The organism is Desulfobacula toluolica Tol2 (assembly GCF_000307105.1).
GTDB classification, from domain to species: Bacteria; Desulfobacterota; Desulfobacteria; order Desulfobacterales; family Desulfobacteraceae; genus Desulfobacula; species Desulfobacula toluolica.
In genome coordinates, this window is record NC_018645.1 from 35,001 (window position 1) to 48,344 (window position 13,344).

Below are 13,344 nucleotides of genomic sequence, written 5' to 3' on the forward strand. Positions count from 1 at the left end.
TTGGCACCTCGATGTCGGCTCATCACATCCTGGGGCTGGAGCAGGTCCCAAGGGTTTGGCTGTTCGCCAATTAAAGTGGTACGTGAGCTGGGTTTAAAACGTCGTGAGACAGTTTGGTCCCTATCTTTCGTGGGCGCAGGATATTTGAGGAGATCTGATCCTAGTACGAGAGGACCGGATTGGACCAACCAATGGTGTTCCAGTTGTCGCGCCAGCGGCATTGCTGGGTAGCTAAGTTGGGTATGGATAACCGCTGAAAGCATCTAAGCGGGAAGCCAACTTCAAGATTAGATATCCCATCTATTTATAGACTAAAGACCCCTTGAAGACTACAAGGTTGATAGGCCAGGTGTGTAAGCACAGTAATGTGTTCAGCTGACTGGTACTAATAGGTCGTGAGGCTTAGCCACTTTTTCCACAGATAACTTTGAACGCTTTAATGCAAACATATTAAAATTTACTGCAACTTATTATAAATTTAAGGATTTATCGGACATGTAACCCATTAAAAAATATTCAAACGTCCGGGATCCAGCCATCTTAATCCGGTGGCTATGGCAAAGAGGTCACACCCGTACCCATCTCGAACACGGAAGTTAAGCTCTTTAGCGTCGATGGTACTGCATGGGAGACTGTGTGGGAGAGTAGAACGCCGCCGGATTATTCTTTAAAGAGCCCTGATCGTTAAAACCTGTAATATGGTTCAATGATCAGGGCTTTTTGCGTTTATATACTCTGTATTCAATTTCGGTTTAATTCAGAACCAAACCAGCCTCTGAGAACGGCAGCTAATTTTTTAATTTCTTCAGTAATTGACAAGAAAAGTATTTATAAAAATACCACGGCAAATAAATTATTATTTTTTTATATGAAAGAGCTTTTAACCTGTTGGAATCAAAGATATTTTGTTTTTTATTGTGGGCAAACCAGGATGAAATATCAGGTCTGCCCGTGGCAGTTATTAAGAATGTATATTAAGGCCATATGCCGGGACGGTATTTAAGTTGAATACCTTTTAAGAATTTACGCAGGACCTGGTCTTTACAGTCCCGGTAATGTCTATTGTCGGGTTTGCGGAAAAATGCGCTTAATTCGTGTTTGCTGATGCTCATATCAGCTTTCTCCAGAATTTCTATGATATCATCTGATTTCAGATCCAATGCGATTCTTAATTTTCTAAAAATGATGTTATTGGTCAACAATTCTTCCGGCTCGGGTTGAGGACCTTCTTTTTTACCTCGTTTCTCGTTGATCAAACCATTGAGAAAAATTGCCAGCTGAATGTCGCTGCATTCCCGGTATGCAGGATCATCATCTTTTTTAAGCCAGTCACTGACCTGGGAGCGGGTTACCTCAAGGTCGGCCAGGCCGAAAATAGCAACCATTTTTGAATCCTCCAAGTCGAAGGTATAGCGGATACGGCGCAGAATATCATTATTGGTCATATTTATGTCCTTGTCTAAATTTAAATAGATTTTTTTAGCGGGTTTGTATTTAAATATGAATTCTTTGTATCTTAATTTGAAAATTATTGCCATTGCTTTTCAAAACAATAGTCACCAAAACTTTTTTTGATGTTCATGTTTGAGCAGTGTTTTGTGGTGCAAATCACCTAACCTGTCTGGTGAAACACCAGATCTGCCCTTGGCAGTTGATATGGAATGAAAATTTGTATACGTTTTTTGCCGTTTATTTGGTCGAAAGATTGAAAATATTCATACAGTTTTTCAGCTCTTGTGGATCACCCGTGTGTTTTCCCTTGTCATCGGAAAGCTTGACAGTACTTCGCCATGGTTTGTCAGAAGAAGCCCTGCATTTGTTCAGTTTTATCACCATGTTCAGCGGGGTCACCCCAACATCATTGGTCAGGTTGGTGCCGATGCCGTATGCATCCCGGATTTTGCCATTGCAATAGTTATGAATCTGTACAGCTGTTTCCACATCAAGACCGTCTGAAAATACAATGGTTTTGGTGGACGGGTCAATATGAAGCCGTTCATAGTGCGCTATCATTAGATCTGTAAACGCAAACGGGTCCCCGGAATCCTGTCTGATCCCGTCAAAAAGCTTGGCATAAAAGGTGTCAAAAGTGGATAAAAACACATCAGTTGTATATGTGTCTGTCAAGGCAATGCCAAGATCCCCGTGAAAAACCTTTACCCAGGCATCCTGGGCACAAGGATTTGCCATCCGGTATCCGTGCAGGGCCGCATGAAACATGAACCACTCATGGGCAAGGGTGCCGATGGGCTTGATATTGAACTGGTGGGCAAAATGAACATTGCTTGTTCCGTTCAGAGTTGAATTTTTAACGCTTAACATGTCTATAATCAATTGTTGCTGATTCTTGGAGGAATACCTCCGTCGAGTACCGAAGTCTGAAAAATTAACAGCATTGTTTCCCAAAATTTTTGCTTTTTTCAGGTTGATCGCCTTTATTTCCCTGTCACTGAGTTTTTTTGAGTCTCTCATTTTAAAAAATATTTCACTGATAATGGCCATTAAGGGCACTTCCCACAGAATCGTCCTGTACCAGGGGCCTTTGATCTTGAGGCTTAACATATCCTTGTCCTGGTTGACTATGACTTCGCTGGGGTCAAAGGTATAGGACTCAAGGTAGTCAAGGTATACTGGGGTTAAAAAATAGCATGTTTTTTCAAGAAACGTTTTTTGATCAACAGACAGCCGAAAGTCTGCCATTTTTTTAATTTCAGTTTTGATGTTTTGTGCAAATCCGTCCGGGAAAGGGGTCAAGCCCCGGTTGATAAATTCATACTGGGCCTCGGCCCTGGGATAGAGCATGTGAACCGCCTGCTGCATGGTAAATTTGTAAAGATCATTGTCCAGAATACTTTGGATCATAACAACGCAACTCCCTGTGTCATTGATTAATAAAAACCGCTCCATACTTTAATGTCTTCATATTTAAATAAAAAGCAACCCTATTTTATTTTCAGGTTAAAAGATTTATCATATGATAAATAAAATGATTGCCGGTGCAGGCATGAAAATTTTTAAGGGAGGCATACAGATGGAGGTTTCAATGGATAAAGATCACACAGGTGTGATTGTTGTGGATGTACAAGGAGATTTCACCCATTTCAAAAAAGGGTCTCTTGCGGTTCAAAATACGGATCAGGACTATATTGACGCAGTGCTGTCCACAACAAAACAACTGAAATCCAAGGGATATAAAATTTTTGCCACCCAGGATTTTCATCCTGAAAATCATATCTCTTTTTACACCAGTCATAAAAACAAATCTGCTTACGAAACCATTGATGTAGAAGGCCGAACCCAGGTTCTCTGGCCACCTCATTGTGTCCGGGGGGCTGAAAATACCGAGATTTTAATAGATAAAAATTTGTTTACCGCCACAATTCAAAAAGGTATGAACCCCAAATATGATTCTTATTCAGGCTTTTTCGATGATGTCGGTATGGCCACTGGGCTGGATGATTTGCTCAAGTCGCATGGTATAACAACGCTTTTGATCTACGGGCTTGCTACAGATTATTGTGTAAAAGCAACCGCCATGGATGCACTTAAATCCGGGTTCAAGGTGATCCTGGTTGAGGAACTTTGTAAAGGAGTTGCATTGGACACCACTGCATCAGCATTGGAAGAAATGAGATCAGCAGGTATTAAAATCATTTCCAGGGTATCTGACCTGCCGTCCTTTTGAATATAACTGCCAAGGGCAGACCTGGTCTTTCGCTCAGATTTGCCCACAACAAAACATAAAAGTCGCTGTTTGTATTTTTGAAGACTTTCATATAAAAATAAAAGCTGGCAAACAGGAAAAAACATTGAAATTTTCATGGAGAAGCGGTTAAATATATAATATTTTTAAATTTAAAGCTGTAATTGATGGAATCAGACCTTCTTATAAAGAGGACAACAATTTACCATGAATTTACAGAACCAGAGCAATCTGAACATTGCAGTAGTCGGTGCCGGTATTTCAGGGATCTGCGCGGCTTACCTGCTTCAGAAACGTCACAAGGTTTCTCTTTTTGAACAAAACGCTTATTTCGGGGGGCACACCCATACGGTGATAATCCCGGAAGGGCCGGATAAAGGAACCCCAGTGGATACCGGCTTTATTGTTTTTAATGAGAGGACATACCCGAATTTTATCAGGTTTCTTGACCGTCTTGGAGTGAACAAGCGTCTTGCACAGATGTCATTTGGCTACTATTGTAAAAAAACAGGTTGCTATTATGCCACCAGGAATATCAATTCAATATTTGCCCGGCGGCTAAATCTGATAAACCCGCGATATTGGCGATTTGTTTTTGAGATGATCACCTTTTTAAAATCATTGAGGCACGATTACCTGAATAATCTTCTGGCTGAAGCAACCTTGTCCGAGTACGTTGAAGCAAAGGGTCTTCACAAAGACGTTGTTGAAAAATTTATCATTCCCATGGCCGCTGCCATCTGGTCAGGGTCTGATATGCAGATGGGGCGGTTTCCCATCAGAACATTTGCACAGTTTTACGAAAACCATGGCCTTTTGGCCGTAAGCGGTCATCCGTCCTGGTATGTTGTTGAAGGCGGCAGCCATACTTATGTGAAAGCGTTTTTAAACAGTTTCAAGGGCAGGGCATTGAAAGGGTGCAAAGTCGATACCATCCATCGAGACAAAAATAATATCACCCTTTATTTCAAAGACCGTCACCCGGAAATATTTGATGCCGTTGTTGTTGCAGCTCATGCAGATCAGGCTTTGGATCTTCTGGAAAATCCGTCATGCAAGGAAAAAGAACTGCTTGGCTCATGGACATATTCACAAAACCATACGATTTTGCATACAGACACCCGTGTTATGCCTCCCAACAGGAGGGCCTGGGCAAGCTGGAATTATACACGGAGCTTAAAATCCGGAGCTGCGTCTCCTGTAACGGTCAGCTATGATATGAACCGGTTGCAAAAACTTACCGCCACCCGCTCTTATTTTGTGACCCTTAACCCGATTACTCCCATACCACCATGGCATGTGACAGGGGAATTTGAATATACACATCCACAATATTCATTTGAAGCCTTTTCATCCCAGGAAGATCTTTCCATATTAAATGGACCGCAAAATACATTTTTTTGCGGCAGTTATTTCGGGTTTGGGTTTCATGAAGACGGCGTCAGATCTGCTTTGGAAATTGGAAAAAAATTCGGGATTGAATTATGAACTCCAGGATCTACACAGGGACCATTGAACATCGGAGGTTTACTCCGGTTGACCATCGTTTGTGTTATCCAATCTATATGTATGCACTTGATGTTGATGAGTTGCCGCTAATTGATCAATGGTTTCCGTTTTTCGGGGTTAACCGGTTCGGTGTAAGTGCCATCCATAACAAAGATTACCTGTCTTCGGGCAACCAGTCCATCAAACAAAAATTGAATCAATTGTTTGATCAATACAGGATTGATGAATCCATTATATCAGTGATCATGGTCACATCTGCCCGATATTTCAACTATGTGTTTAATCCGGTGAATTTTTATTATTGTTTTTCAAAGAATAAGGCTCTCATCGGTATTGTGGCAGAAGTAAATAATACCTATGGCGAACGCCATCATTATGTGCTGACAAAAAAAATCTTGCCGTCAAAAGGTTGTCTTGTGCGTTATACTACACCCAAAGTATTCCATGTGTCACCGTTTAACCAGATTGAAGGAAATTATGATTTTTGTTTTTCCGATATTGGAGAACAACTCGACATCAGGATCACACTTGTTCACAAAGAAAAAAAAATAATGGAAGCGGTCTTAAAGGCCCGTGCCAATCCCTTGACGCGTAAAAATCATTTTAAAACCCTTTTAAAGCACCCTTTTGCTCCTCATTTGAGTATCCCTAGAATCTACACACATGCCTATAAACTTTATTTTCAGAAAAAATTAACCTTTAACCCGAAACCTGCACCAGCAAATTCCATGACTCTGTCCAAACAAAAACCAGGCCTGATCGAATCCATCTGCCAAAAAATTCTTGTGGATGCGTTTAAAAAAATTACAATCGGTTGTTTAACCATGCGCCTGCCCAACGGTAAAACAATACGGTTTTGCCGGTCAGGCGGGGATACGCAGGCCCGGATTGATATAAAAGATTTTGGATTTTTTCCCAGGGTTGTCATGGATGGTGAAATCGGATTTGGTGAAGCCTATATGCATGGGGAATGGGAGACACCTGACCTGGTAAAGCTGCTGGAAGTATTGATCCACAACAGGGATAAATTTTCCGATGGAAATCTGTTCACCTCCATCCTTACACGGACAAGAGAGAAACTTGCCCATGACCAGCGCAAAAATACCATCAAAAATACCCGCCAAAACATTGCAGCCCACTATGATTTTAGCAATGAGTTTTATCAACTTTTTCTGGACAGGCAAATGATCTATTCAAGCGGTATTTTTCGTGATGCAACAGCCTCCCTGGAAGATGCCCAGATCCAAAAGATGACAAAAATCCTGGAAATGGCCGGGGTTGATTCAACCCATCACCTGCTTGAGATCGGTTGCGGCTGGGGGGGATTTGCCGTTTTTGCCGCAGCTTCTACCGGGTGTCGCGTAACGGGTATCACCGTATCCAAAGCCCAATATGAAAAAGCATGTCAACGGGTTGAAAAAGAAGGATTAACCGGCAGGGTCAATATTTTATTTCAGGATTATCGTCACACCAAAGGAGTTTATGATCGAATCGTTTCCATTGAAATGATCGAAGCTGTCGGGCCGCAGTTTTTAGGGCAGTATTTTCAACAGTGCTGCAAACTGCTTAAACCCGGAGGGACAATGGTTTGCCAGGCCATTACGATCCCGGATGAACGATATGATACCTATTGCAGGCAACGCGACTGGATTCAAAAACATATCTTTCCGGGCGGCCATCTGCCCTGCTTGAAGGTTTTGAATGATGCCATCAGCCAACACACGGATTTTAAAATTACCGTTATTGACCACATCGGTCTGCATTATGCCAAAACACTTGCCCATTGGCGGGATCGGTTTATCTCGTGCCGTCAGGATGTTGAGGCTATGGGATTTGACAGGGCATTTATCAGAAAATGGATCTATTATCTGAGTATTTGTGAGGCCGGATTTAAGACCTCGGCCATTGACGGCATTCAAATGGCTATGCACAGATGAAGCCAACTCGATAGATATTGATAATGCAAAAGTTTAAAAACCAGTGAAATTCATGTTGTTTTTAGAATCGCCGGGTCAATTTTTCCAGCTTGTTCCAGAGTGTATGGTCTTTGATTTGTGATCCAAGGGTCCAGGGGAAAACAACGGTTTCGCGGGGCCGTCTGTCCAGCCAGAACCAGCCGGAACAAAGCCCCGGCTCTTTGGCACAAGCAAGCCATACAATTGTGTCCGCACCTTGTTGTGGTGTTCTTAAAATTGAGCGGGTGAATGAGTGAAATCTTGGTAATGAAGACTCGATTCCCGGTGTGTCAACCCATCCAGGGTGCATGGCATGAACAACAATTTTTTTATTTTTCAAGCGTTTTGCCCAAAGTTCCGTCAGGATGACAATCCCCCGCTTGGCTCTTGCATATGCCTTTGATCCGTCATATGGCAATATCTTGTTCTGGAGATCGTTGACATCAATTTTCTGCGTATACATTCCGCCTGAAGAAACATTTATGATCCTGGCACCACCTGACTTGCAAAAAACAGGGATCAGATTTTGAGTCAGGTAAAATACGCCCAAAAGATCTGTGGCAAAAGTCTTTTCAAATCCTTCTTTTGTTTCCATACGTTCATTGAACAATGCTCCTGCGTTATTGATGAGAATATCAATCGTTTTCTTTTTTTCTGCAAGCTGTTTGGAAACACGTTTAATATCCGCCATCAAGCTCAGGTCGGCCACTAAAAAATCAACATGGGTATTGCCGGTCTGTTCAATTATTTCACGTTGAATTTTTAAGGCTTTTTCACGATTTCGGGCAATGATGGTTAAAAAGGCATTTTTTCGGGCAAGTTCAAAAGCCGCTGCTTTTCCGATACCGGATGTTCCACCCGTGATCACAACGCGTTTGCCGTAAAGAATATCAGTGTTCTTTGTCCGGAACCGTTTTCCTATGGCATATCCAAATTTGCTGAACATCATCATACCGGGTAAAATAGTATGGTCTGCAATATAATCAATTATATTTGATCCTGAAGAAAACATTTTGCCTTTCCGGGGAAAATTAAAATCCGGGTTCAAGGTTTTTTCAAGCCCCTGGATTGCGATTTTTCCGATTCGCTTTATCACAGGCACAAGCAAGGGTTCAATGATGTTTGCAAACCCGGAAAATTCAATTGTTGCCTGATAATCAATTCGAGTGCCGGATGGCGTTTGGATAAACAATATGGTATCTGTGGCGGAATATGAAGTCCCTTTGCCCTTCAGAACCACTCTGGAAAAAGGTTCATATTCTGTCACCACATATTGCATTTTGGGCCGAAACGGGCCGTATTTGAGTATCAAATCATACTGAGTTCCCGCACTGACATCTCCCAGGCTTTTTTTTACGGACGATACCACACCCGGATCCCAGTTCTGTATGTTGGAAAACTCACTGGTGTAGTTAAAAACGCTTTCTATGGGCTTTTGAACAAGGATGGATTCATTTAATACTATCATGTCGTCCCCTTTGGTTAAAAATTGTTTTCTAAGGGTGGCAGGTTTAATTTAATTGTACTTTAAAATATGGCCACGATTTAAAAGACTTCAACAATAAATAAAAATCGTCTATACTCTATGATTCACACTATTGCTTATGGCTGCACGCAAATAACCAGGAAGAATGGACAAAAAAATGATCAGATTCGGCCTGTGCTGCATATTTAAAGAACACCCCATAAAATTTCGGAAAACAACCGCTAAATACCTTTCAAAGTTTTCTATTGACGTGCAAAAAAAACGCCTGTCAGACTTGTGCCTGACCAATGCCCGAAATTTATTGAAAGCTCTGGAGTTTTGTTATCACAACAAGATTGGGGCCTTTCGGATTAACAGCCAGATTATGCCGTTAAAAACCCACCCGGATGTGGGGTATGATATTGATGATCTGCCCGGTTCGGATCACATCATCAAAGCGTTCAGGGCCTGTGGTGCTTACAGTCTTAAAAACAATATCAGAACGTCCTTTCACCCGGATCAGTTTATTGTTCTATCGTCTCCGAATCCAAATGTGGTGAAGCGTTCTGTGGCCGAACTTAATTATCAGACCCAGGTCGCCCAATGGGTCAATGCGGATGTAATCAACATTCATGCCGGTGGTGTTTACGGAGACAAACCGGCTGCACTCAAACGGCTTGCCAAAACGATTGAAAACCTTGATGATCCGGTCAGGAAACGACTGACTCTTGAAAATGATGACAAAAGCTATACGCCGGAGGATCTTTTTCCTGTTTGTCATGATATGAAAATTCCTCTGGTTTACGATGTACACCATCATAGGTGTTTGAAAGACCGGTTTTCAATAGAGCAGGCAACAAAACACTGTGTTCAAACCTGGGACCGGGAACCATTGTTTCATATCTCGTCACCCAAGGACGGCTGGGGCGCATCAAATATCCGAAAACATCATGACTATATAGATAAAAATGATCTGCCTGCAATCTGGCTTTCAATGGATATTACAATCGAGGTGGAAGCAAAGGCCAAGGAACTGGCAATACGAAAACTCATGAAAGAATTAAATATGCTATAGTCTGCAAAAATGAGCATATGTGGGTCAGAAAGAATTTCATGTGTTTTTTTTGTCAGGAATGCCGTCCTTGATGATTTTACAGCCGTTCTATACAGTCGGCCTAAATTTTTATTTTTTCTTGCACGCATTGATTTTTTGATGTAATCATAAAAGCATATATAAAATTTCTGGAAAAAAATATTCTACCGATCTTGGATGTTTACGATTCTGATCTGATGTTTGTTACATACCTTTTTAATTTTTAAATATTGTTACTTTAATACGTTTAAGCCTGATTGATTTATGATTTAACCTCATGTTTCCTGTTCTTTCACTAAATTAATGTTTGGCAGGAAATATAATACTGAACATTGATAAAATATTATTGTTCGGTCATATGATAACCGTCAAGAAAGGAGAAATCATGGAAGTAAAAGATTATTGCAAAGCAATGCTGGCCGAAGTTACAGCCTGGAAAGAGAAACTTGAGGCTATGAAAAAAGTTGCTGACACCTATGGCTCAAAAGAAAAAGAAAAAATCCTTCCGCTTATCGGCCAGTTGGAACAGGAGGTGACTACTGCTCAGGTGAGGGTGGATCAGCTGAAAACAGAGTGCCCGTCTGACTGGTCACCCATGAAAAATGAACTGGATGATTTGTTTGGAACGATTGGCAGCAGTGTTGATCGGGCCTGGAAAGACCTTCCTCCTGGAAATGTTGGAGGGTAGAAACTTCAATTGCACTGGTTTGGTTGATTAAACTGAACCAGTGCAGTGCCGAAATTTTGCTGACAAAAATTAATTGATGCATATTTTGTTTGAAAAAAACAGTCGATTTTGCAGGCCTTTGATATCAAAAGTAATTTCTCAGTTTCAGTTCAAACGGGTGCGGGTTCAGATAGGTCTGGATTTTCAGCCAGGGCTGGTCGTATTTCATGACATAGTGCCGGATCAGGGTAATGGGGACGATGAGGGGAACATATCCTGAGCGGTATTGATCAATGATGGTTAACAATTCGTGTTTTTCCGAACCGGTCAGATTCCGTTTGAAATATCCCAGGATATGGTGCAGTACATTGATGTTTTTTTTCACCGTTGTTTTCAACTTCAGGGAGTTTAATAAAATTTTTTCATAGGCATCAAACAATTGATCCATATCCAGGGTTTTCCCCTGGGCGACAAGTTTTCCAAGCTTTCTGTACAGGTCCTGGTTGTGGGAAAGAATCAACAATTTGTTCCGGGTATGGAAATCAACAAGCCCTCCGGGCGTTCTGTTTTTTTTCAGCAGATCCCGCCAGCGCTGGAGCGAAAAGATGGCTTCAATAAAATTTTCGCGAAGTTCGGGATCATGGAGTCTGCCGGCCTCTTCTACCGGGACCCTGGGAAAATGTTGTGTAAATGCCCTGGCAAACAGGCCTGTGCCGGTTTTACGCACCTTGCCGTCGTCTCCATACACCCTGATCCGGTACAACCCGCTGCTCGGGGATTTGCTTCTAAAAATAAATCCGCACAAATTTTCTTGTTCAAGAGTTTTTAATTTTGCCGGTATCCAGTCTTTCATCTGCCGGGTTTTATCCTGCCTTGTCTTTTGGGTGACAAGCTTCGGGTTCTCAGGGGTTCCGACCAGTCTTACCGCCTCCCTGGGAATGGGCATGCCGCATTCCACTTCCGGGCACACGGGAACATACTTGGCAAACAGTCCCAATGTCTGTGTCAGGAACCGGTCATGACTGTGACCACCGTCATATCGAACCTTGTTGCCGAGCAGACAAGAACTGATACCGATTTTTATGGGGGTAAGCATAGAATTCTCCTGTTTTGTGTTTTTTGAATGATGCATTCAGATAACGGTTAAAAAAAGCGATTATTGACATTATTCTATTCATTATATAGATTTTAACTGTTATTGAAACTGTATTTTTTAAAATATGATAGCGGTTACGATCTGGTGGTTGATTCTCTCTTGATATTTATCGATTTTTTTGCATCACCATGGCAATTTAAAAAGGATAAGCAATGAACCCGACAAATGGTTTTGATGACGACCGTTTCCAAAAGCAAAAACTCGTGTTGGTGACCGGGGCAACCGGATATGTGGCCGGACGGCTTGTGCCGCTGCTGCTGGAATCAGGATACAGGGTAAGAACCATGGGGCGCTCCATTGAGAAAATGGCAGGCCGCTCCTGGGGCTGCCATTCGTCTGTTGAACTGGTGAAAGGGGATATCATGGATATAGCATCCCTGAATCGTGCCGTAAAAGGATGCGGCACGGTTTACTATCTGGTGCACTCCATGATATCGCAGAAGGGAAAATACCGGCATGCGGACCGGACAGGCGCCCGAAACATGGTCCGGGCCGCAGCAGATCAAGGTGCGGATCATATCATATACCTTGGGGGGCTTGGGGATATCACCCACAATAACATCAGCAAACACCTGCTGTCACGAAATGAAGTGGCCCAAATTCTTAAACAGGGACCTGTGCCGGTTACCGTGCTGAGGGCGGCCATGATCCTGGGTTCGGGCAGTGCAAGTTTTGAGATATTAAGATATCTGGCGGAAAGACTGCCTGTCATGATAACTCCCAAATGGGTGAGAATGCCCACACAGCCCATTGCCATTACCAATGTTCTGGGCTATCTGAAAGGGTGTCTGGAACATCCTGAAACCCGTGGAAAAACTTTTGATATTGGCGGGCCGGATGTGGTTACTTACCGGGATTTGTTTTGGATTTTCCGCGAAGTGGCAGGCCTGCCAAAACCTGTAATGATTGCGGTTCCAGTATTAACCCCCAAACTGTCTTCGTTGTGGATTCATCTGGTAACACCGGTTCCGGCCGCCATTGCACAACCGCTGACGGAAGGCTTGAGCCTTCCCACGGTCTGTACGGAAACATCCATCCGAAAAATTATTCCCCAGGATTTGATTGATTGCCGTGAGGCTATTCGTCGGGCCCTTGACCGTGTCCGCCGGGAACAGGTGGATACCTGCTGGACTGATGCCGGTGCCATGATCTATCCTGAATGGACCCATTGCGGGGATTCTGATTATTCCGGCGGAACTCTTCTTGAATGCGGTTACCGGGCAAGAGTAAACGGCACGGCCCGATCTCTGTGGTCGGCCATTGTAAGGCTGGGAGGCCGGACCGGTTATTATGGCGCAGATATCCTCTGGCAGATTCGTGGATTTTTTGATGTGCTTGCCGGTGGCGTGGGTCTGAACCGGGGACGAAGGTCAAAAGAACACCTCCAGGTGGGAGATGCCCTGGATTTCTGGCGGGTTCTTGAATTGGATACGCCTTTAAAACTGTTGCTCGTGGCTGAAATGAAAACACCGGGTGAGGCCCTGCTGGAGATTCGAGTCGATCCACTTGACGGTCACCAATGCGACTTGACGCTTTTTTCCCGTTTCCTGCCCAAAGGGCTGCCGGGTATTTTATATTGGTATGGACTTTACCCGTTTCATCAATATGTGTTTGTTCACATGCTCAAGGGAATTGTAAAAGCGGCAGGACTGGAACTGTTGTCATCGCCGAAACGCTTTACGCCGAAAATAAACAGATCCTGCAAAACAATTGATCAATAATTTACACGGGCAGATCTGTTATTTCAGTTTGGTTTGCCCACAACAAAGATTGAAAGTCTCGGTGTGAATTTTTTA

10 protein-coding genes and 2 rRNA genes (1 of these 12 cut by a window edge) are annotated in these 13,344 nt (G+C 42.9%); 8 read left to right on the forward strand and 4 right to left on the reverse strand.

The window, feature by feature from the left end:
* Together TOL2_RS00130 and rrf are read left to right on the forward strand one after the other, a co-directional pair.
* Positions 1-410: ribosomal RNA gene (locus tag TOL2_RS00130) — 23S ribosomal RNA — on the forward strand (it extends 2,586 nt beyond the left edge of the window).
* A 134-nt stretch (positions 411-544) separates the two neighbouring features.
* Positions 545-661, forward strand: a 5S ribosomal RNA gene (gene rrf / locus TOL2_RS00135).
* 313 nt (positions 662-974) lie between these two features.
* Here rrf and TOL2_RS00145 read toward each other — a convergent pair.
* Positions 975-1,445 (reverse strand): YehS family protein, encoded by a 471-nt coding sequence (locus TOL2_RS00145; RefSeq protein WP_014955550.1) that lies wholly within the window; start codon positions 1,443-1,445, stop codon positions 975-977.
* Positions 1,446-1,689: 244 nt separating this feature from the next.
* Positions 1,690-2,862, reverse strand: a complete 1,173-nt coding sequence (gene pncB / locus TOL2_RS00150) for a nicotinate phosphoribosyltransferase (RefSeq protein ID WP_014955551.1) — start codon at positions 2,860-2,862, stop codon at positions 1,690-1,692.
* Positions 2,863-2,974: 112 nt separating this feature from the next.
* On the opposite strand from pncB, the gene TOL2_RS00155 reads away from it, so the two are divergent.
* The 3 genes from TOL2_RS00155 to TOL2_RS00165 all read left to right on the forward strand — a co-directional run bounded on the left by TOL2_RS00155 (position 2,975) and on the right by TOL2_RS00165 (position 7,149).
* Positions 2,975-3,685 carry an isochorismatase family protein gene (locus TOL2_RS00155; RefSeq protein ID WP_014955552.1) on the forward strand — a complete coding sequence of 237 codons (711 nt, stop codon included), beginning with the start codon at positions 2,975-2,977 and terminating at the stop codon, positions 3,683-3,685.
* Positions 3,686-3,910: 225 nt separating this feature from the next.
* On the forward strand, positions 3,911-5,191 hold the full coding sequence (locus TOL2_RS00160; protein WP_014955553.1) for an NAD(P)/FAD-dependent oxidoreductase: 1,281 nt from the start codon (positions 3,911-3,913) through the stop codon (positions 5,189-5,191).
* The gene (locus tag TOL2_RS00165) at positions 5,188-7,149 is read left to right on the forward strand and encodes a DUF1365 family protein (RefSeq protein ID WP_041279152.1); all 1,962 of its coding nucleotides are present in this window, start codon (positions 5,188-5,190) and stop codon (positions 7,147-7,149) included. Before TOL2_RS00160 ends, TOL2_RS00165 begins: the two co-directional genes overlap by 4 nt.
* A gap of 61 nt (positions 7,150-7,210) precedes the next feature.
* On the opposite strand, the gene TOL2_RS00170 is transcribed toward TOL2_RS00165, so the two are convergent.
* Positions 7,211-8,635 carry an SDR family NAD(P)-dependent oxidoreductase gene (locus TOL2_RS00170; protein ID WP_014955555.1) on the reverse strand — a complete coding sequence of 475 codons (1,425 nt, stop codon included), beginning with the start codon at positions 8,633-8,635 and terminating at the stop codon, positions 7,211-7,213.
* 163 nt (positions 8,636-8,798) lie between these two features.
* On the opposite strand from TOL2_RS00170, the gene uvsE reads away from it, so the two are divergent.
* Positions 8,799-9,707, forward strand: a complete 909-nt coding sequence (gene uvsE / locus TOL2_RS00175) for a UV DNA damage repair endonuclease UvsE (RefSeq protein ID WP_014955556.1) — start codon at positions 8,799-8,801, stop codon at positions 9,705-9,707.
* 403 nt (positions 9,708-10,110) lie between these two features.
* Positions 10,111-10,413 carry a sll1863 family stress response protein gene (locus TOL2_RS00180; protein WP_014955557.1) on the forward strand — a complete coding sequence of 101 codons (303 nt, stop codon included), beginning with the start codon at positions 10,111-10,113 and terminating at the stop codon, positions 10,411-10,413.
* A 124-nt stretch (positions 10,414-10,537) separates the two neighbouring features.
* Here TOL2_RS00180 and TOL2_RS00185 read toward each other — a convergent pair whose 3' ends face one another.
* Positions 10,538-11,488 (reverse strand): YbgA family protein, encoded by a 951-nt coding sequence (locus TOL2_RS00185; RefSeq protein WP_014955558.1) that lies wholly within the window; start codon positions 11,486-11,488, stop codon positions 10,538-10,540.
* Between the two features lie 212 nt (positions 11,489-11,700).
* On the opposite strand from TOL2_RS00185, the gene TOL2_RS00190 reads away from it, so the two are divergent.
* A complete protein-coding gene (locus TOL2_RS00190) occupies positions 11,701-13,269 on the forward strand; it encodes an SDR family oxidoreductase (protein ID WP_014955559.1) in 1,569 nt (522 codons plus the stop codon).
* Positions 13,270-13,344: the final 75 nt, after the last annotated feature.

Coding starts and splice junctions, on each gene's coding strand:
- TOL2_RS00145 (WP_014955550.1), bottom strand. CDS start 1,445: ATGACCAATAATGATATTCTGCGCCGTATCCGCTATACCTTCGACTTG.
- pncB (WP_014955551.1), bottom strand. CDS start 2,862: ATGATCCAAAGTATTCTGGACAATGATCTTTACAAATTTACCATGCAG.
- TOL2_RS00155 (WP_014955552.1), top strand. CDS start 2,975: ATGATAAATAAAATGATTGCCGGTGCAGGCATGAAAATTTTTAAGGGA.
- TOL2_RS00160 (WP_014955553.1), top strand. CDS start 3,911: ATGAATTTACAGAACCAGAGCAATCTGAACATTGCAGTAGTCGGTGCC.
- TOL2_RS00165 (WP_041279152.1), top strand. CDS start 5,188: ATGAACTCCAGGATCTACACAGGGACCATTGAACATCGGAGGTTTACT.
- TOL2_RS00170 (WP_014955555.1), bottom strand. CDS start 8,635: ATGATAGTATTAAATGAATCCATCCTTGTTCAAAAGCCCATAGAAAGC.
- uvsE (WP_014955556.1), top strand. CDS start 8,799: ATGGACAAAAAAATGATCAGATTCGGCCTGTGCTGCATATTTAAAGAA.
- TOL2_RS00180 (WP_014955557.1), top strand. CDS start 10,111: ATGGAAGTAAAAGATTATTGCAAAGCAATGCTGGCCGAAGTTACAGCC.
- TOL2_RS00185 (WP_014955558.1), bottom strand. CDS start 11,488: ATGCTTACCCCCATAAAAATCGGTATCAGTTCTTGTCTGCTCGGCAAC.
- TOL2_RS00190 (WP_014955559.1), top strand. CDS start 11,701: ATGAACCCGACAAATGGTTTTGATGACGACCGTTTCCAAAAGCAAAAA.